Raw genomic sequence first — 17,776 nt, forward strand, 5'->3', positions numbered from 1 at the left:
GCTGTGCGAACAGCCGGCTTTTTGCTTCCTGGCGAGCTTCAGCCGATGCGGCCGAGCAGCAGGTACTCCATGAGTGCCTTCTGCACGTGCATGCTGTTCTGGTGTGCACCCGCCGCTTTCGCGGCTTCACTTGGCTGCGCAAAGTGAGTGCCCCCCGAATCGCATGCCGGCCCTGGGAGGGCCGCCACCTCGGCTTTCAGCCGATGCGGCCGAGCAAAAGGTACTCCATGAGTGCCTTTTGCACGTGCATGCGATTCTCAGCCTCATCCCAGACGACTGACTGCGGCCCGTCGATCACCTCTGCCGCCACTTCCTCACCGCGATGCGCCGGCAGGCAGTGCATGAAGAGGGCATCCGGCTTGGCGCGGGCCATCATGCCGGCATCCACGCACCAGTCCGCGAACGCCGCCTTGCGGGCCTCGTTCTCGGCCTCGTAGCCCATGCTGGTCCAGACGTCGGTCGTCACCAGGTCGGCGCCTTCGCAGGCTTCGCGCGGGTCCTTGAAGACACGGTAGCAGCTGTCGTCCTTGATGCCGGCCACGGCGGGGTCGACGCCATAGCCGCTGGGCGTGCTGACATGCACCTTGAAGCCGAGGATCTCGGCCGCCTGCAGCCAGGTGTTGGCCATGTTGTTGCCGTCACCCACCCAGGCCACGACACGGCCCTTCAGGCAGTCCATGTCGATGGCGCCACGGCGGTCCATGCCGCGGTTCTCGATGAAGGTGAACAGGTCGGCCAGGATCTGGCAGGGGTGGTACTCGTTGGTCAGGCCGTTGATGACCGGCACGCGCGAGTGCGCCGCGAAACGCTCGATCTTGTCCTGCTCGAAGGTGCGGATCATGACGATGTCGACCATGCGGCTGATGACGCGCGCCGAGTCTTCCACCGGCTCGGCGCGGCCCAGCTGGCTGTCGCCCGTCGTCAGGTGCACGACCGAGCCGCCCATCTGGTACATGCCGGCCTCGAAGCTGACGCGGGTGCGGGTGGACGCCTTCTCGAAGATCATGGCCAGCGTGCGGTCCTGCAGCGGCTGGTATTTCTCGTAGTTCTTGAAGCGGCGCTTGATGATGGCGGCGCGGTCGAACAGGTGGGCGTATTCCTCGGCGCGGAAGTCCTTGAACTGCAGGTAATGGCGCATCAGTGCGTCCCCCGGCTTCATGGCTTGGGCTGCGCGAGCAGCGTCTTGATCAGTGGCACCAGGCGGGCGGCGATCTCGCGCGCCTCGTCGTGGGTCAGGATCAGCGGCGGCAGCAGGCGCACGACGCGGTCGGCCGTGACGCTGATGAGCAGGCCGGCGTCCAGGGCCTGGGTCAGCAGCGCGCCGGCCGGTCGGTCGAGTTCGATGCCCAGCATCAGGCCCTGGCCGCGGATCTCGACCAAGCCGGGCTCGCCGGCCAGGCCTTCGGCCAATGCGCCGCGCAGCGTGGTGCCGACCGCTTCGGCGTTGGCCAGCAGGCCGTCCTCTTCCATGATGGTCAGCGTCTCGACGCCGGCGCGCATGGCCAGCGGATTGCCGCCGAAGGTGGTGCCATGGTTGCCGGCCTTCAGCACGCCGGCGGCGCGCGGGCCGCAGACGACGGCGCCGATGGGCACGCCCGAACCCAGGCCCTTGGCCAGGGGCATCACGTCCGGCTTGATGCCGGCCCACTGATGGGCGAACCACTTGCCGGTGCGGCCGATGCCGCATTGCACCTCGTCCAGCATCAGCAGCAGGTCGTGCTGGTCGCAGATGCGGCGCAGGGCCTGCAGGAACTCGATGCGGGCCGGGTTGATGCCGCCTTCGCCCTGGATGGTCTCCAGGAAGATGGCCGTGATGTTGGGATTGGCGGCGATCGCGGCCTCGACGGCGGCGGTGTCGTTGAGCTTGACGCGCACGAAGCCCGGCACCAGCGGCGCGAAGCCGGCCTGGATCTTGGGATTGGCCGTGGCCGACAGGGTGGCGATCGAGCGACCATGGAAGGCACCTTCGAAGACCAGCACTTCGGGCGAGTCGTTGCCGCGGTCGTGGCCGAACTTGCGGGCGATCTTCAAAGCCGCCTCGTTGGCCTCCAGTCCGCTATTGCAGAAGAAGACATTGGCCAGACCCGAAAGCTCGCAGAGCTTGGCGGCGAGCTTTTCCTGCAGCGGCACCACGTAGTAGTTGCTGGTGTGGATCAGTTTGGCGACCTGATCCTGCAGGGCGGGCACGAGGCGGGGATGGTTGTGCCCCAGCGTGTTGACCGCGATGCCGCCCAATGCGTCCAGCAGTCGTCGGCCCTGCGTGTCCCAGACCCAGCAGCCCTGGCCGTGCGAAAGCGCAACGGGCAGGCGGCCGTAGGTCGGCATCACATGGGGCTCGGACGAGGCAGGGACAGCGTTCATCGGGTCTCCGATTGAGTTGAGAAAAAAGTGGACTTTTGATTCTAGAGTCGATGTTCCGGCTTTTGCTGCGCCGCAGCAGATGAGGCCGCGCCGAGGCACAATAGCGGTCTTTGGCAGCGGCCCCTCCGCTGTAGCCGCGAAGCCCCCGTTTCATGACCGTTGCCCCCCCGCCGCGCGAAGTCTTCATCCAAGGTGTCACTCTGGATGGACGCACCTTCCGCCCGAGCGATTGGGCCGAGCGGCTGGCCGGGGCGATGTCCTGTTTTCGCCCCGGCGGCGCGCGTGGTGGCATCGGCGCCTACATCGGCTATTCCCCCTTGTGCGTGCCCACCGTCATCAATGGCGTGAAATGCGTCATCGTCAACGAGGAGCTCAAGCGACTCGAGCCCATGGCCTGGGATTTCGTCATGAACTTCGCCCGCGACAACAACCTGCAAGTCGCCGATGCCTGCCTGCTGCCCGACGGGCCGGGCGGCAAACCGGGCACCTGAACGACTGTCTCCTAGCGAGACTCCCGAGGCGCGCGCCGGCGTGGCGCCGTTATCCTCGCTGGCAATGCCTGGACACCCGTCGATGAACCCCAGCGCCGTCGGCGCCGCCACCCAGCCCATGGGCATCGAACCCGTCGTGGCCGAGGCGACGGCGCCCGTCTGGGTGCTGCTGCGCGGGCTGTCTCGTGAAAGCGGGCATTGGGGCGTCTTTCCCGAGCACCTGCTGCGGGAACTGCGCGTGCTGCAACCGACCTCGAAGCTGGTGATGCTGGATCTGCCCGGTACGGGCGCGCTGCGCCGCCAGGCCAGTCCCACCCAGGTCCCTGTCATCGTCGATGCCTGCCGGGCGCAACTGGAGCGCCAGGGCGTGAGTGGGCCGGTATCCCTGGTCGGCATGTCGCTGGGCGCGGCCGTGCTGAGTGAATGGGCAAGCCGCTACCCCAAGGAGATCGAGGCCGGCGTGCTGATCAATCCCAGCCTGCGGCCTTTCAGCGAACTCTTCCGCAAGCCGCGGCCCCTGAACTATCTGGGCCTGCTGCTGCTGTCCCTGAGTCGATTCAGCGCCCGCATGCGCGAGGAAAGGGTGCTCAGCCTGACGACGCGCCTGACGCCGCCGCAGGCCGTCATCGACCGCTGGGTGGAACTGCAGCGCCAGCATCCGCTGGGTGTGCGCAACACGGCGCGCCAGTTGCTGGCCAGCATGCGCTACCGCGCCAGCCGGACCCGCCCCGGCGCGCCCATGCTGCTGCTGTGCAGCAAGGCCGACAACCTGGTCGACTGGCGCTGCTCACAAGCCATCAGCCGGGCGTGGGGCGCGCCGCTGCGCCTGCACACCAAGGCCGGCCATGACCTGCCGCTGGACGATCCGCAATGGGTCGCCCGTGCCGTGGCCGAGTGGCTGCGGGACCGCAGCATCCAGGGCGTCGTGGCGGGGGAGTGGCACTAGATTGTTGACCCCTCGCCTGGCCTCGCGTCGCTGAACGCGAGCGAGTTCAGTCGGTCCCCCCGCGGGGACGGCGATGCAAGCGGCGTTGAGCCGCTTGCACATCGCCCTGGCGGGCCGGCTAGGCGAACTGGAGTCGGACACAAGCAGTCCCTGCGGACTGCTTGTGCCTACGCAAGGCCATGGGCCTCTGGCCCAAGGCAGGCCCGGCGCTCGGCCCGCAATGCAAATGCAGGGGTGAGAACTGGAGCTATGGACGCTGAAATGCAGAAGGCCCGCTTTCGCGGGCCTTCTGCTTGCACCAGAGCTGGATTTGGTTATCAGGCGGCGAGCGCCTTGATCTTGGCGGACAGGCGGCTCTTGTGGCGAGCAGCCTTGTTCTTGTGGAAGATGCCCTTGTCGGCGACGGAGTCGATGACGGCCTGGGCGGCCTTGAACAGGTCGGCGGCCTTGGGCTTGTCGCCGGCCGTCACGGCCTTTTGCACGTTCTTGATGACAGTGCGGAATTTGGAGCGCAGCGCGGTGTTCGCGGCGTTGAGCTTGACGTCCTGGCGGGCGCGCTTGCGGCCCGATGCCAGGCGAACCGTCTTCTTCTTGGCTTTGGAGCTGGTTGCCATGCTGTATCTATACCCAGTTGGTGCAAAGACAGCGAGTATAGCCTGGAATCAGGGTTAAAGCCAAGTGCCTGGCCGCAGTATCGCAAAGGACGTCATGGGCGACACAGATAATCCGCCGCCATGAATCTGCTGCGCGCTGCGTCGACCATCTCCCTTCTGACCCTGACCTCGCGCATCACCGGCCTTGTTCGCGAGCAGATGACGGCTGGCCTGTTTGGCGCCTCGGCGATGACCGACGCCTTCCTGGTGGCCTTCCGGATCCCCAATCTGCTGCGCCGGCTGTTCGCCGAGGGCGCATTTTCCCAGGCCTTCGTGCCGCTGCTGGCCGCTTCCCGCGCCACGCAGGGGGACGAGGCCACGCACGACCTGATCGACGCCGTGGCAACGGTGCTGCTGTGGGCATTGGCAGCGACGTCATTGCTGGGCATCGTGGCCGCGCCCCTGCTCGTATGGCTGCTCGGCGGCGGGCTGGCGGCGCCGGCGTTTGACGCTTCGGTGGTCATGACGCGCTTCATGTTCCCCTACATCGGCTGCATGTCCCTGGTCGCACTGTCGGCCGGCATCCTGAACACCTGGCGGCGTTTCGTCGTGCCGGCGGCGTCGCCGGTGCTGCTGAACCTGAGCATGATCGCCTGCGGCTGGGCCCTGGTGGGGCCGCTGGAGCGTGCCGGCTATCCCGGCATCTATGGCATGGCGGCCGGCGTCATGCTGGGCGGGTTGCTGCAGCTGGCGGTGCAGTGGCCGGCGTTGAGCCGCATCGGCATGCGGCCGCGCATGCGGTGGAGCTGGCGCGGATTTCGCCAGTCGCAGGCCCATCCGGGCGTCAAGCGCATGTTGATCAACATGGGCCCGGCGCTGTTGGGCGTAGGCGTGTCCCAGTTGTCGCTGATGATCAATACGCAGATCTCCAGCCGGCTGGCCGAGGGCGCGACCTCCTGGTTGAACTATGCCGACCGCCTGATGGAATTCCCCATCGGCCTGCTCGGCGTGGCCCTCAGCGCCGTGCTGACTCCCCAGCTCTCGGCCGCTCAGGCTTCGGGCGAAACCGAGCGCTACAGCCGCCTGCTCGACTGGGGCCTGCGCATGGTGATGCTGTTCGCCTTGCCCTGTGCCGTCGCGCTGCTGGTGTTTGCGCAGCCGCTGACGGCCGTGCTCTACCACCGTGGCGCCTTCACGGCGACCGATGTGGCCCACACGGCCCAGTCGGTGATGGGCTGGGGCATCGGCCTGATGGGCCTGATTGCCGTCAAGGTGCTGGCGCCGGGCTTCTATGCCCGCCAGGACACCGGTACGCCGGCCAAGATCGCCGTCGGCGTGCTGGTTCTGACCCAGTGCTTCAACCTCGTCTTCGTGCCCTGGGTCGGCGTCGCCGGCCTGGCCCTGTCCATCGGCCTGGGCGCCCTCGTCAACGCGAGCTGGCTGCTGTGGGGGTTGAAGAAGCTGGGCAGCTACCGCCCCGAACCGGGCTGGATGGGCTTCTCGCTGCGCGTGGCGACAGGCTGTGCCGCCATGGGACTGCTGCAGTGGGGCTTGTCGTCGCGGCTGGACTGGATTGCGCTGGGCGCCCATGAGCTCCATCGTGCCTTGGCCATGGCCGCCAGTCTGGCGGGCAGTGCGGTCGTCTATTTCGTGGTGCTGCTGCTGGTCGGCATGCGGCCCAAGGCCCTGGGCCGTCCGAGCTGACGATGAAATACGCGGCGCCGACCCCGCTGGACTACTTCGCCGCGCTGGTGGCGGAGGACCAGGGGCTGAACCTGCTCGAAGCCGCCGTCAGCCTGGCCCAGGACGAGCATCCCAGGCTCGACGTCCAGGCCGTCCTGGCCGACGTGGACGGCCTGGCGCGCCGCCTGCGCGAGCGCATCCCCCGTGACGCCGCACCCGCCCAGCGCCTGCGCCAGCTGACCCACTTCTTCCATCGCGATCTGGGTTTTGCCGGCAATCTGAACAACTACTACGCCGCGGACAACAGCTACGTCCATCGCGTGCTGGACACCCGCCGCGGCCTGCCCATCACGCTCGCCGTGCTGCTGCTGGAGCTGGCCGAGCAGGCCGGCTTGCGTGCATCCGGCGTCGCCTTTCCCGGCCACTTCCTCGTCAAGTGCAAGATCGGCCTGGGCGAGGCCATCATCGACCCCTTCACCGGCGAATCCCTGTCGCCCTCGCGCCTGGACGAGCGCCTGGCCCTCTACCGCCAGGGCAGCGGGCTGCCGGACGACCTGGAACTGCCGCTCGAATTCTTCCTGCGTGCTGCGGCGCCGCGCCAGATCCTGGCCCGCATGCTGCGCAACCTGAAGGAAGTGCACCGCGCCGCCGAAGACTGGCCGCGTCTGCTGGCCGTGCAGCAGCGCCTCGTCATCCTGCTGCCCGGCGACCCGTCGGAGCGCCGCGATCGTGGCCTGGTGCTGGCATCGCTGGGCGCCTTTGCCGCTGCGGCCGAGGACCTGAGCTTCTATCTTGCCGAGAGGGCCGATGCGCCCGATGCCCCCGATCTGCGTGCCCGCCTGGCCGTGCTGCTCGATCAGGCCCGGCCGCCGCTTCAGTGACAATCCGCGCCCGCCCGCTCAACCCCATGATGAAGCTCAGCAAGTACCAACGCACCGCCCTGGTCTGGGGTGGAGTCGCGCTCGCCCTCATCCTGCTGCTGTGGCTGCTGTCGCCCGTGCTGGCCCCCTTCATCGCTGCCCTGGTGCTGGCCTATGCGCTGGCACCGGCGGTGCAGGCCCTGGTGAACAAGCGCATGCCGCGTTCGCTCGCGGTGCTGATGGTCGAGATGCTGTTCGCCATGGCATTGCTGGCTCTGCTGCTGCTGGTGCTGCCCATCCTCAGCAAGGAGATCCCGGCGCTGCGCGAGCAGATCCCGGCCCTGGCCAAGGTCGCCAACGAGAAGGTGGCGCCCTGGCTGGCCCAGTATGGCTTCCAGCTGCAGCTCGACCCGGCCAGCATCAAGGCGTTCGTGCTGAAGTATCTGGACGCCAATTTCGAGGAGTGGCTGGCCACGGCGCTGAGCTCGGCCCGCATCGGTGGCAGCTTCCTGCTCGCCTTCATCGGCAATGCGGTGCTGCTGCCCGTCGTGCTGTTCTATCTGCTGGACGACTGGCCAGGCCTGGTCGAGCGCGTCCGCGCCCTGGTGCCGCCGGCGGCGCGCGATTCGGTCGGCAGCTTCCTGGACGAATGCGACGAGACCCTGGGCCAGTACCTGCGCGGGCAGTTGCTCGTCATGGGCGCCCTGGCCATCTTCTACAGCGTCGGGCTGGCGGTGGCGCGCTTCGACCTGGCCCTGCCCATCGGCGTCTTCACCGGCTTGGCGGTCTTCATTCCCTATCTGGGCTTCGGCCTGGGCCTGGTGCTGGCGCTGCTGGCCGGCCTGCTGCAGTTCGCCAGCTTCTACGGCGTCGTCTCCGTCGCCATCGTCTTCGGCGTCGGCCAGCTGTTGGAAAGCTTCGTGCTGACGCCGCGCTTCGTCGGCGAGCGCATCGGCATGAGCCCGCTGATGGTCATCTTCGCACTGCTGGCTTTCGGCCATCTGCTGGGTTTTGTCGGCGTGCTGATCGCGCTGCCGCTGTCCGCCGTGGCCGCCGTGGCGGTCAAGCGCCTGCACAAGGCCTATCTCGCGAGTTCCTTGTTCCGCTGATCAAAGAATGCCCCCACGCTCACTCCGTTCACTGCCCCCCGAGGGGGCGTGTCAGTGCCTTCGGGCGGCCGCGCGGCACTGACGATGAGGCAGATTCCCCTTGCGCTGCTGGCACCGCCCGCGCACAGCTTCGACAACTTCCTGCCCGGCGCCAATGCCGAGGCCCTGGCCTATCTTGCCGGCCTGATGCCGGGCGACCCGCCCGTGCTGCTCTGGGGCCCAACCGGCGCCGGCAAGACCCACCTGCTGCAGGCCCTGGCCGAGCGCTGGCAGGCGGCCGGCCAGCGCGTCGCCTGGTATGACGCCGACACCACCTTGCCCTGGGAACTGCCGGCTCACGAGAGCCTGCTGCTGCTGGACGACTGCCAACGCTTCGACGCCGGCCAGCAACATGCGGCCTTCGCCCTCTTCGTCGAATCGGCAGGGCAGGGCTACACCGTCGTCGCCACGGCCGATGCGCCCGCCGTCGACCTGGCCGTGCGCGAGGATCTGCGCACACGCCTGGGCTGGGGCCCGAGCTTTGCGCTCGAGCCCCTGCGCGAGGCCGAGATGCGCGCCGTGCTGCGCCGCGAGGCCGACCGCCGCGGCCTGCTGCTCGGCGACGATGTGCTGAGCTATCTGCTGACACGCTTCGAGCGCAATCTCAAGGGCCTGATGGCCTTGCTCGAGCGCCTGGACGAATTCGCCATGGCCAGCAAACGCGCGCTGACGCTGCCGCTGCTGAAGGCCATGTTGGCCGATCAAGAGAAAATTGACTCCGACCCCAATTTATGAATCTGACGCTGTTTGACCTCGACGGGACGCTGATCCCGGTGGATTCCGATCATTCCTTCGGCGCCTTCATGGTCGAGGTGGGTTGGGTCGATGGCGCGGCCTGGGGAGCCAGGAACGACGAGTTCTTCGCGCAGTACAACGCCGGCACGCTGGATCTGCCGGCCTATGTGGACTTCGCCACGTCGGCTTTTCGCAGCCGGCCCCTGCAAGAGGCGCTGGCGATCCGCGAGCGCTTCATGGCCCAGATCGGCAAGCCGGCGCTGCGGCCCGAGGCCATGGCCCTGGTCGAGAAACACCGTGCGGCGGGCGACCTGATGGCCCTGGTGACGGCCACCAATGAATTCGTCACCAGGCCGTTTGCCGAAGCCTTCGGCATCGAGCACCTGATCGCCGTCCAGCTGGAGCGCGACGCCGAGCAGCGCTACACCGGCGCCATTCGCGGCATTCCGAGCTTCCGGGAAGGCAAGATCGCGCGTGTTGAAGGCTGGTTGCAGGGGCTGGGGGCACAATGGCGCGATTTCGAGCGCGTGACCTTCTACAGCGACTCGACCAACGACCTCCCGCTGCTCGAACGCGTCAGCCACCCGGTGGCGACCAATCCCAGCCCGACGCTCGCCGCCATCGCCGCCGAGCGGGGCTGGCCCCAGTTGCACCTCTTCGCATGATCAAAAAGTTCATCGACAAGCTGCTCGGCAAGCCTGCCGCGGCGCCCAAGAAGACCAGCCCGCTGGGCAAGCGGGTCGAGGTTCCCGCCGACGTCCACGGCATCAACCCGGACCTGCTCGACGAGCGCGCCGTCAAGGTCGTCAAGACGCTGACCGACGCCGGCTTCGAGGCCTATATCGTCGGCGGCGCCGTGCGCGATCTGCTGCTGGGCATGCGCCCCAAGGACTTCGACGTCGCCACCAACGCCACGCCGGAGCAGGTCAAGGGCCTGTTCCGCCGCGCCTTCATCATTGGCCGGCGCTTCCGCATCGTCCACGTCGTCTACGGCCGCGGCCGCGAGCATGAGGTCATCGAGGTCTCGACCTTCCGCGCCCTGCCGACCGAATCTGAAGCCGTGGCTGGCAACGAGAAGACGGCCAAGGCCGAGCTCGACGGCAAGCACCACGCTGTCGACGCCAGCGGCCGCGTGCTGCGCGACAACGTCTGGGGCCCGCAGATCGAGGATGCCGCCCGCCGCGACTTCACGGTCAACGCGATGTATTACGACCCGCAGCGCCGCCTCGTCGTCGACTACCACGGCGGCCTGGCTGACGCCAAGGCCAAGCTGCTGCGCATGATCGGCGATCCCGAGACCCGCTACCGCGAGGACCCGGTCCGCATCATCCGCGCCGTGCGCTTCGCGGCCAAGCTGGGCTTCGAGCTGGAGAAGAAGACGCTGGCCCCGGTCAAGGCCTCGTCGGCCCTGCTGGCCAATGTGCCGGCTTCGCGCCTCTTCGACGAGATGATCAAGCTGCTGCAGACCGGCCATTCCCTGGCCAGCATCGCGCAGCTGAAGAAGCTGGGCCTCGGGCGCGGCGTGTTCGCCGTGCTGGACGCCATGCTGACCGAGACCGGTGACCTGCATGAAGGCATCCGCGGCAACTTCGTGCGCCAGGCCTTCGAGGATACCGACCGTCGGGTCAACGAAGGCCGCGGCGTCAGCCCGAGTTTCATGCTGGCTTGCATGCTCTGGCACGAGGTGCTGGACCGCTGGACCAGGACCCGCGACGGCGGCGAGCCGCCCGTGCCGGCCCTGGCCCAGGCCATCGACGCCGTCTTCGATGCCCGCATCGGCGACATCTCCGGTCGCGGCAAGCTGGCCGCCGACATGCGCGAGATCTGGATGATGCAGACGCGCTTCGAGCGCCGCAGCGGTTCCGGCGTCTTCAGCCTCATCGAGCAGCCGCGCTACCGTGCCGGCTTCGACTTCCTGCGCCTGCGCGCCGACGTCGGCGAAATCGATCCGGCGCTGGCCGACTGGTGGGAGGACTTCGCCCTGGGCAGCGACGATGACCGCCAGGCCCTGCTGGCTGACGCTCGCACCACCCAGCAAAAGCAGCCGCGCGTCATCCGCGCGCCTCGGCCCGAAGCACCGGCGGGCGAGAGCGGCGAGCCGGCCGCCTTTGACGCTCCTGCCAAGAAGCGCCGCCGTCGTCGCCGCAAGCCCGGGGGCGGGGAGGGCGCCGCGGCGCCCGCATCTGCTGCCGAGTGAGCTCGCGTGCCTATGTCGGCCTCGGCGCCAACCTGGGCGCCGACCTGCTGGACAGCTTGACCCGGGCCGCCCGCGCGCTGGCGACGCTTCCCGACACTCGTCTCGTTGCACTGTCCAGCGCCTGGCGCAGCGCGCCGGTGGACGCCGGGGGGCCGGACTTCCTGAATGCCGTTGCGGCGCTGGACACCGAACTGCCGCCCCTCGAGCTGCTGGACGCCCTGCAGGCCATCGAGCTGGCCCATGGGCGCGAGCGGCCCTACCGCAATGCGCCGCGCACCCTTGACCTGGATCTGCTGCTGCATGGCGATCAGGTCCTCGACACGCCGCGACTGACGCTGCCCCACCCCCGCCTGGGTGAGCGCGCCTTCGTGCTGCGCCCCTTGCTGGAGATCGCCCCCGAGCTGTCAGGCCTTGCCGCCGGTGACGCCTGGCAATCCCAGCGCATCGAGCGTTTTTCGCCGTTGTCGCCTTGAAACCGAGATCCAGCCGATGAACCCGCTTGTCAGGGTGTTGCAGGGCCTGCGCAAGGACCGGTTCTTCCTTGTTCTGCTGGCCGGGTTGCTGCTGCTCAGCCTCTACGCACCCGGGCGCATCACGGCGTATGGCTCGCTGGTCGACTGGCCGACCCTCGCCGCGCTGGCCGGGCTGCTGGCCCTCACCAAGGGACTGGAGCTCAGCGGTGCGCTGAATCGTCTGGGCCATGCACTGGTTGACGCCATGGCCACCGAGCGTGCCGCGGCCCTCGCGCTGGTGTCGGCGGCCGCGCTGCTGTCCACGGTGCTGACCAACGACGTGGCCTTGTTCGTCGTCGTGCCGCTGACCCTGGACGTGTGCCGCCTCACGCGGATGCCGGCGACCCAGCTCATCGTGTTCGAGGCCCTGGCCGTCAATGTTGGTTCAGCGCTGACGCCCATCGGCAACCCGCAGAATCTTTTCCTCTGGCAGCTGGCGAAGGTGTCCTTCGGCGCGTTTGTCTGGCATCTGCTGCCGCTGGTCGCGGCGCTGATGGTGGCCCTGCTCGCGTTGACGGCCTTCACCTTCAGCGGCAGGGCCATCCACGCCCACGACGAGGTCGGCCCCGCGCCATTGGATCGGCGGCTTCTCGCCGTGTCGCTGGCCTTGTACCTGCCCTTCCTGGTCGCGACGGACATGCATCACGCCGGCTGGGCGGTCGCGGCGGTGCTCGCTGTGTTCCTGCTCACCCGTCCGGCCGTGCTCGCGCAGCTCGACTGGGGCTTGTTGCTGGTCTTCGTGTTGATGTTCATCGACCTGCGCCTGCTGGCCGGGCTGCTGGTGGTGCACGAGGCGATGCTGGGCCTCCAGCTGGATCGGGCGACGAACTTGTATGCGGTTTCCATCGGCGCGAGCCAGCTCATCAGCAACGTGCCGGCGGCCATCGCGCTGGCTGAGTTTTCGCAGGACTGGCGTGTGCTGGCCTACGGCGTGAACGTCGGCGGCTTCGGGTGGATGGTCGGGTCGCTCGCCAACCTGATCGCGCTGAGGCTGTCGGGCGACCGCAGGGCCTGGCTGAGCTTTCACGCCTATGCGGTCCCGGCGCTGCTGGCTGCGGCGGCCCTGGGCTACGGCTTGCTCTTCTTGGGCGGGCTGCGCTGACGCGGGCGTTGGACCCGCTCGAAAGCGCGGCTGCCGCAGCCTCGTGTCATTCCGATGACGATTCCGTGACGGCGCCCGGTAAACTCCGCGCCTTCCAGAAATCCAAGGATGGCCATGTTGTTTGGCAAGCTGCTGCCCCGCGAGGGCAATTTTTTTGAGCTGTTCAACGAGCATGGCGGCTTCATCCTGGAAGGTGCGCGCGCTTTCCAGAAAATGATCGAGAACTATGCCGACCCGGCGCTGCGCCAGCAGTACGCGGACGAGGTCGACAAAGCCGAGCATGCCGCCGACCGCGTCACGGCCGAAGTGAACCGGCTGCTGCACCGCACCTTCATCACGCCCATCGACCGTGAGCAGATCCACGGCCTGATCAATGCGATGGATGACATCCTCGACCTGCTGCAGGACTCGTCCGAGACGCTGTCGCTGTACGACGTGCGTGCTGTGCCCGAGCAGGTGCTGCAGTTGTGCACGCTGTCGGTGCGCTGTTGCGAGCGCGTGCAGCATGCCGTGACGCTGCTGCCCCACCTCAGCAAGCCGGCCACGACCGAGGCCGCGCTGAAGACCTGCGAAGAGATCGACCGCCTGGAGTCCGATGCCGACCGCGTCATGCGCGCCGCCATGTCGCGCCTGTTCCGTGAGCAGGAGGATGTGCGCGAGCTGATCAAGCTCAAAGCCATCTACGAACAGCTCGAATCCATTTCCGACCGCTGCGAGGATGTGGCCAATCTGATCGAGGGCATCGTCCTCGAGAACTCCTGATCGGCGCCATGATTCAACCCCCACGCTCACTTCGTTCGCTGCCCCCCGCGGGGGCGCGTCAGCGCCTTCGGGCGGCCGGGCGGCACTGACATGGCATCCGCTGAGATCGCCTTCTGGGTGGTGGCCCTGCTGGTCGTGCTGGCCCTGCTGTTCGATTTCATGAACGGCTTTCACGACGCGGCCAACTCCATCGCCACCGTCGTTTCCACCGGCGTGCTGAAGCCCCAGCAGGCCGTGCTGTTCGCCGCCTTCTTCAACGTCGTCGCCATTGCCATCTTCCAGCTCAAGGTGGCCGCCACTGTCGGCAAGGGCATCGTCGAGCCCGGCGTGGTGGACCATCACGTCGTCTTCGGTGCGCTGATCGGCGCCATCGCCTGGAACTTCGTCACCTGGTGGTGGGGCATTCCGTCGAGCTCATCGCATGCGCTGATCGGTGGCATTGCGGGCGCTGTCGTTGCCAAGGCCGGTCCGTCGGCCCTGGTCGCCGGCGGCATCTGGAAGACGGTGGCCTTCATCATCGTGTCGCCGCTGCTGGGCTATCTGCTGGGCTCGCTGATGATGGTTCTGGTCGCCTGGATCTGCCGGCACAAATCACCCATCCGCATCGACCGTTGGTTCCGGCGGCTGCAGCTGGTCTCGGCCGGCCTGTACAGCCTGGGCCACGGCGGCAACGATGCGCAGAAGACCATCGGCCTGATCTGGATGCTGCTGATCGCGGCCGGCATGGTCAGCGTCGGCGACAAGGCACCGCCGACCTGGGTCATCGTGGCTTGCTACATCGCCATCGGCCTGGGCACGATGTTCGGTGGCTGGCGCATCGTGCAGACCATGGGTCAGCGCATCACCAAGCTCAAGCCGGTGGGCGGCTTCTGCGCCGAAACCGGCGGCGCCATCACGCTGTTCCTGGCCACGGCCCTGGGCGTGCCGGTGTCGACCACGCACACCATCACCGGCGCCATCGTCGGCGTGGGCTCGGTGCAGCGTCCGTCGGCCGTGCGCTGGGGGGTGGCCGGCAGCATCGTCTGGGCGTGGATCTTCACGATCCCGGCCGCGGCGCTGATGGCCGGCGTCTGCTACTGGATCAGCTTCGCACTCTACTGATTCACCTGGGATTCGAAATAGCGCTGGGCGCTGAAGGCGATGGTCGCCATCAGCGTGGTGCCGCCGATGAGGAGGCAGAGCACCACGCCGATGACGGCAGCCCAGCCGCCCGTGGCGGCCGCTTGGCCCCGGTTGAACCGCTCGTTCCAGCGCTCGTCGGGCATCAGGCCGTAGATGATGCCGCCCAACAGCGCGGCGACCAGGCTGACGCCCAGGAAGGGAATCAGCAGCCAGGCCAGGCGGTCGTCCTGGCCCAGATGATCCATGCGCTGCAGGCCCATCAGGCCCACCAGGGTCGGCAACGGGAAAGCCCAGGCCCAGCGGTCCTTGAAGCCGTGCAGATAGAAGCGATGCAGGCCGAACACGCCGACGGTCAGGGCCAGCCAGGTCGCCACGGCCTTGTGCTTGGTGCCGTTCATTCGGCGGCCACGCTGTCGCCCAGGCCCAGTGGGCGCTGCATCAGCACCACGTCCAGCCAGCGGCCGAACTTCCAGCCGGCGCTCTTCAGCACACCGGTGTGCTGGAAGCCCAATGCGGTGTGCACGCCAACCGAGCCGGCGTTGTTCGCATCGCCGATGACGGCCAGCATCTGGCGCGCACCGGCAGCCTCGCAGCGGGCCATCAGCTCGGCCAGCAGCAGCCGGCCGACGCCCTGGCCCTGGGCCGCGGGAGACAGATAGATGGAGTCCTCGACGCAGAAGCGGTAGGCGAGGCGAGGGCGGAAATAGTTGGCATAGGCGTAGCCCAGCACTTCGCCAGCGCGCTCGGCCACCAGCCAGGGCAGGTGGCGGCCCAGCACCTCGGCGCGGCGTCGGCCCATCTCCTCGACGCCAGGCACTTCGGTCTCGAAGGTGCCGGTGCCCTCGAGTACGGCCTGGGCGTAGATGGCCTGGATGGCGGGCAGATCGGCGTCGGTGCTGGGGCGCAGGGTCAGGGGCGAATTGGCGGCGGCTGGCTGTGACATCTGTCGGATTCGAGAACTACTCAACACGGGTGCAGTCGAGTTTATAATGCTCGGTTTTCGGCGCTGGTCGCTGTCCTGTCTGTACCGTTCAGAAGGGCTGCGGCGTATCTACAGTGGCTGGCCCTGCAGGGGGTTCCTGCTTTTCGACTTGCTCGCCCTGAGTGTCTCCTCGTGCGGTAGTCACCCAAATTTTAGGAAACATCATGGTTGTGATTCGTCTGGCTCGCGGCGGCTCCAAGAAGCGCCCCTTCTACAACATCGTCGTGGCCAACAGCCGCCAGCGTCGTGACGGCCGCTTCATCGAGCGCGTCGGCTTCTACAACCCCGTCGCTTCCGGCGCTGCCGAGAAGCTGCGCGTCGAGCAGGACCGCGTGAGCTACTGGCTCGGCGTCGGCGCCCAGCTGTCGCCCACCGTGGCCCGCCTGGTTGGCGAAGCCAAGACGGCTGCTGTCGCCGCCGCCTAAAGCGCGTGGCAGGCAACAAGCCTCAGCAAGACGGCGCCTCGGCGCCGTCTTTTGCTTCCTGGCCCGACGATCTCGTGCCGGTGGGCCGCATCCTCGATGCCTGGGGCATCAAGGGCGGCCTCAAGGTGCAGGCCTATTCGGCTGATGCGGACGCGTTGTTCAGTGCCAAGTGCTGGTACCTGAAGTCCACCGGCCCCAAGCCCGGTCAGCTGGTGCTGGCGGTGCGTTCGGTGCGCGAGCAGGGCGAGGGCATCGTTGCCACGGCCGAAGGCGTGGACGACCGCAATGCGGCCGAGGCCCTGCGCGGCCACGAGATCCACATCCCCCGCAGCGCCTTCCCGCGCACGCCGGACGGTGAGTACTACTGGATCGACCTGATCGGCCTGGACGTCGTCAACCGCGAGTCGCAGGCCCTGGGGCGCGTCATCGGCCTCATCGACACCGGCCCGCATGCCGTGCTGCGCATCCTGCCGCCCGGCGTGGAAGAGCCCGCCAAGCCCGACCAGGAGCGCCTGATCCCCTTCGTCGGCAACTTCATCGACGACGTGAATCTCGAAGCGAAGCGGATCACGGTCGACTGGGGCCTCGACTTCTGAGCTGAAGCCATGCGCTTCGACGTCCTGACGATCTTCCCGGAGCTGTTCGCGCCGCATCTGACGCATGGCGTCACGCGGCGCGCCTTCGAGAGCCGCCAGGTCGACGTGCGCCTCTGGCCGCTGCGGGATTTCGCCGAGGACAACTACCGCCGCGTCGACGACCGCACCTATGGCGGTGGTCCCGGCATGGTCATGCTGGCCGAACCGCTGGAAAAGGCCCTGGCAGCCGTCAAAGCCGATCGCGGCGAGGCGGCTCCGGCTGTCATCCACTTCACGCCGACCGGTGCCCGCATCGATCAGGCCCGCGTGCAAGAACTGGCCGCCGGCCCCGGCGCCGTCCTGCTCTGCGGTCGCTACGAGGGCATAGACCAGCGCGTGCTGGACCGCCATGTGACGCTGGAGCTCAGCCTGGGCGACTTCGTGCTGTCGGGTGGCGAACTGCCGGCCATCACGCTGCTGGACGCCGTCGCGCGCCTGCAGGACGGCGTGCTGGGCGATGCGAAATCCCACCAGCAGGACAGCTTCTCGGACGGCCTGCTGGACTGCCCGCACTACAGCCGTCCCGAAGTGTTGCCCGATGGCCGCGAGGTTCCGCCCGTGCTGCTGTCCGGCCATCATGCCGACATCCGCCGCTGGCGCCGCCAGCAATCCCTGGCGCTGACGGCGGCGCGTCGCCCCGACCTGATCGCCGCCGCCCGCGCCGCCGGCCGCCTGAGCAAGGCCGACGAGGTCTTCCTGGCCAAGCTCTAGGCAAAACCCGCATCTACGGGCTATACTTGCGGGCTGTCCGATCCTCTGGCGGGTCGAGTGGTTCTGATTTCAGAGCTGCAAACATCCCGATAAATAGCGAGCCGCCAAGATCCCTAGGAGTACAGATGGACCTGATCCAAACCCTCGAGCAAGAAGAAATTGCTCGCCTGAACAAGACCATCCCGGCCTTCGCCCCCGGCGACACCGTGATCGTCAGCGTCAACGTCGTTGAAGGCACCCGCAAGCGCGTGCAGGCTTACGAAGGCGTCGTCATTGCCAAGCGCAATCGCGGCCTGAACAGCAGCTTCATCGTCCGCAAGATCTCCAGCGGCGAAGGCGTCGAGCGTACTTTCCAGCTCTACAGCCCGCTGATCGCGACCATCGAAGTCAAGCGCCGCGGCGACGTCCGCCGTGCCAAGCTGTACTACCTCCGCCAGCGTTCGGGCAAGTCGGCTCGAATCAAGGAGAAGCTGGCTTAATCAGCCGGTTCCCCACCGCCAAAGCCGCCAGA

At 67.6% G+C, this 17,776-nt stretch carries 21 protein-coding genes; 16 read left to right on the forward strand and 5 right to left on the reverse strand.

Annotated elements, in window-relative coordinates:
* Window positions 1-196 precede the first annotated feature (196 nt).
* Both argF and AC3WOE_RS18695 read right to left on the reverse strand, forming a co-directional pair.
* Entirely contained in the window at window positions 197-1,159 is a 963-nt protein-coding gene (argF, locus tag AC3WOE_RS18690) for an ornithine carbamoyltransferase (RefSeq protein WP_492692552.1), read from the reverse strand.
* Window positions 1,156-2,361, reverse strand: a complete 1,206-nt coding sequence (locus AC3WOE_RS18695) for an aspartate aminotransferase family protein (protein WP_492692553.1) — start codon at window positions 2,359-2,361, stop codon at window positions 1,156-1,158. Before AC3WOE_RS18695 ends, argF begins: the two co-directional genes overlap by 4 nt.
* Window positions 2,362-2,513: 152 nt before the next feature.
* Between AC3WOE_RS18695 and AC3WOE_RS18700 the strand changes: the two genes are divergently transcribed.
* Both AC3WOE_RS18700 and AC3WOE_RS18705 read left to right on the forward strand, forming a co-directional pair.
* Entirely contained in the window at window positions 2,514-2,852 is a 339-nt protein-coding gene (locus tag AC3WOE_RS18700) for a DUF3579 domain-containing protein (RefSeq protein WP_492692554.1), read from the forward strand.
* A gap of 82 nt (window positions 2,853-2,934) precedes the next feature.
* Window positions 2,935-3,798 (forward strand): alpha/beta fold hydrolase, encoded by an 864-nt coding sequence (locus AC3WOE_RS18705; protein WP_492692555.1) that lies wholly within the window; start codon window positions 2,935-2,937, stop codon window positions 3,796-3,798.
* Window positions 3,799-4,115: 317 nt separating this feature from the next.
* Here AC3WOE_RS18705 and rpsT read toward each other — a convergent pair whose 3' ends face one another.
* On the reverse strand, window positions 4,116-4,412 hold the full coding sequence (gene rpsT, locus AC3WOE_RS18710; protein ID WP_492692556.1) for a 30S ribosomal protein S20: 297 nt from the start codon (window positions 4,410-4,412) through the stop codon (window positions 4,116-4,118).
* A 120-nt stretch (window positions 4,413-4,532) separates the two neighbouring features.
* On the opposite strand from rpsT, the gene murJ reads away from it, so the two are divergent.
* The 10 genes from murJ (at window position 4,533) to AC3WOE_RS18760 (ending at window position 14,491) form a co-directional block, all read left to right on the forward strand.
* Entirely contained in the window at window positions 4,533-6,095 is a 1,563-nt protein-coding gene (gene murJ / locus AC3WOE_RS18715; protein WP_492692558.1) for a murein biosynthesis integral membrane protein MurJ, read from the forward strand.
* Between the two features lie 2 nt (window positions 6,096-6,097).
* A complete protein-coding gene (locus AC3WOE_RS18720) occupies window positions 6,098-6,955 on the forward strand; it encodes a SirB1 family protein (RefSeq protein ID WP_492692559.1) in 858 nt (285 codons plus the stop codon).
* Window positions 6,956-6,981: 26 nt separating this feature from the next.
* Window positions 6,982-8,043 (forward strand): AI-2E family transporter, encoded by a 1,062-nt coding sequence (locus AC3WOE_RS18725; protein WP_492692560.1) that lies wholly within the window; start codon window positions 6,982-6,984, stop codon window positions 8,041-8,043.
* 84 nt (window positions 8,044-8,127) lie between these two features.
* Window positions 8,128-8,817, forward strand: coding sequence for an HdaA/DnaA family protein (locus AC3WOE_RS18730; protein WP_492692561.1), 690 nt, complete (start codon window positions 8,128-8,130; stop codon window positions 8,815-8,817).
* On the forward strand, window positions 8,814-9,482 hold the full coding sequence (locus AC3WOE_RS18735) for an HAD family hydrolase (RefSeq protein ID WP_492692562.1): 669 nt from the start codon (window positions 8,814-8,816) through the stop codon (window positions 9,480-9,482). The genes AC3WOE_RS18730 and AC3WOE_RS18735 overlap by 4 nt, the downstream gene beginning before the upstream one ends.
* Window positions 9,479-11,014, forward strand: a complete 1,536-nt coding sequence (gene pcnB / locus AC3WOE_RS18740) for a polynucleotide adenylyltransferase PcnB (protein ID WP_492692564.1) — start codon at window positions 9,479-9,481, stop codon at window positions 11,012-11,014. Before AC3WOE_RS18735 ends, pcnB begins: the two co-directional genes overlap by 4 nt.
* A complete protein-coding gene (gene folK / locus AC3WOE_RS18745; protein ID WP_492692565.1) occupies window positions 11,011-11,487 on the forward strand; it encodes a 2-amino-4-hydroxy-6-hydroxymethyldihydropteridine diphosphokinase in 477 nt (158 codons plus the stop codon). The genes pcnB and folK overlap by 4 nt, the downstream gene beginning before the upstream one ends.
* Window positions 11,435-12,628, forward strand: a complete 1,194-nt coding sequence (locus tag AC3WOE_RS18750) for an SLC13 family permease (RefSeq protein WP_492692853.1) — start codon at window positions 11,435-11,437, stop codon at window positions 12,626-12,628. Before folK ends, AC3WOE_RS18750 begins: the two co-directional genes overlap by 53 nt.
* 114 nt (window positions 12,629-12,742) lie before the next feature.
* Window positions 12,743-13,390 carry a DUF47 domain-containing protein gene (locus tag AC3WOE_RS18755; protein WP_492692854.1) on the forward strand — a complete coding sequence of 216 codons (648 nt, stop codon included), beginning with the start codon at window positions 12,743-12,745 and terminating at the stop codon, window positions 13,388-13,390.
* Window positions 13,391-13,480: 90 nt separating this feature from the next.
* Complete coding sequence (locus AC3WOE_RS18760) at window positions 13,481-14,491, forward strand: inorganic phosphate transporter (RefSeq protein WP_492692567.1); 1,011 nt, start codon at window positions 13,481-13,483, stop codon at window positions 14,489-14,491.
* Here the strand turns inward: AC3WOE_RS18760 and AC3WOE_RS18765 are convergent.
* Window positions 14,485-14,910, reverse strand: coding sequence for an NINE protein (locus AC3WOE_RS18765; RefSeq protein ID WP_492692568.1), 426 nt, complete (start codon window positions 14,908-14,910; stop codon window positions 14,485-14,487). The two genes, AC3WOE_RS18760 and AC3WOE_RS18765, sit on opposite strands and share 7 nt — an antisense overlap.
* Window positions 14,907-15,455: a GNAT family N-acetyltransferase gene (locus AC3WOE_RS18770; RefSeq protein ID WP_492692569.1), complete on the reverse strand. Its 549-nt coding sequence runs from the start codon at window positions 15,453-15,455 to the stop codon at window positions 14,907-14,909. Before AC3WOE_RS18770 ends, AC3WOE_RS18765 begins: the two co-directional genes overlap by 4 nt.
* A gap of 203 nt (window positions 15,456-15,658) precedes the next feature.
* Between AC3WOE_RS18770 and rpsP the strand changes: the two genes are divergently transcribed.
* The 4 genes from rpsP to rplS all read left to right on the forward strand — a co-directional run bounded on the left by rpsP (window position 15,659) and on the right by rplS (window position 17,744).
* The gene (rpsP, locus tag AC3WOE_RS18775; protein WP_492692571.1) at window positions 15,659-15,919 is read left to right on the forward strand and encodes a 30S ribosomal protein S16; all 261 of its coding nucleotides are present in this window, start codon (window positions 15,659-15,661) and stop codon (window positions 15,917-15,919) included.
* A 5-nt stretch (window positions 15,920-15,924) separates the two neighbouring features.
* Window positions 15,925-16,515 (forward strand): ribosome maturation factor RimM, encoded by a 591-nt coding sequence (rimM, locus tag AC3WOE_RS18780; protein WP_492692572.1) that lies wholly within the window; start codon window positions 15,925-15,927, stop codon window positions 16,513-16,515.
* 9 nt (window positions 16,516-16,524) lie between these two features.
* Window positions 16,525-17,265, forward strand: a complete 741-nt coding sequence (trmD, locus tag AC3WOE_RS18785; RefSeq protein ID WP_492692574.1) for a tRNA (guanosine(37)-N1)-methyltransferase TrmD — start codon at window positions 16,525-16,527, stop codon at window positions 17,263-17,265.
* A 125-nt stretch (window positions 17,266-17,390) separates the two neighbouring features.
* Window positions 17,391-17,744 (forward strand): 50S ribosomal protein L19, encoded by a 354-nt coding sequence (gene rplS, locus AC3WOE_RS18790; protein ID WP_492692576.1) that lies wholly within the window; start codon window positions 17,391-17,393, stop codon window positions 17,742-17,744.
* Window positions 17,745-17,776: the final 32 nt, after the last annotated feature.

Source organism: Roseateles sp. FW305-36 (assembly GCF_058787015.1).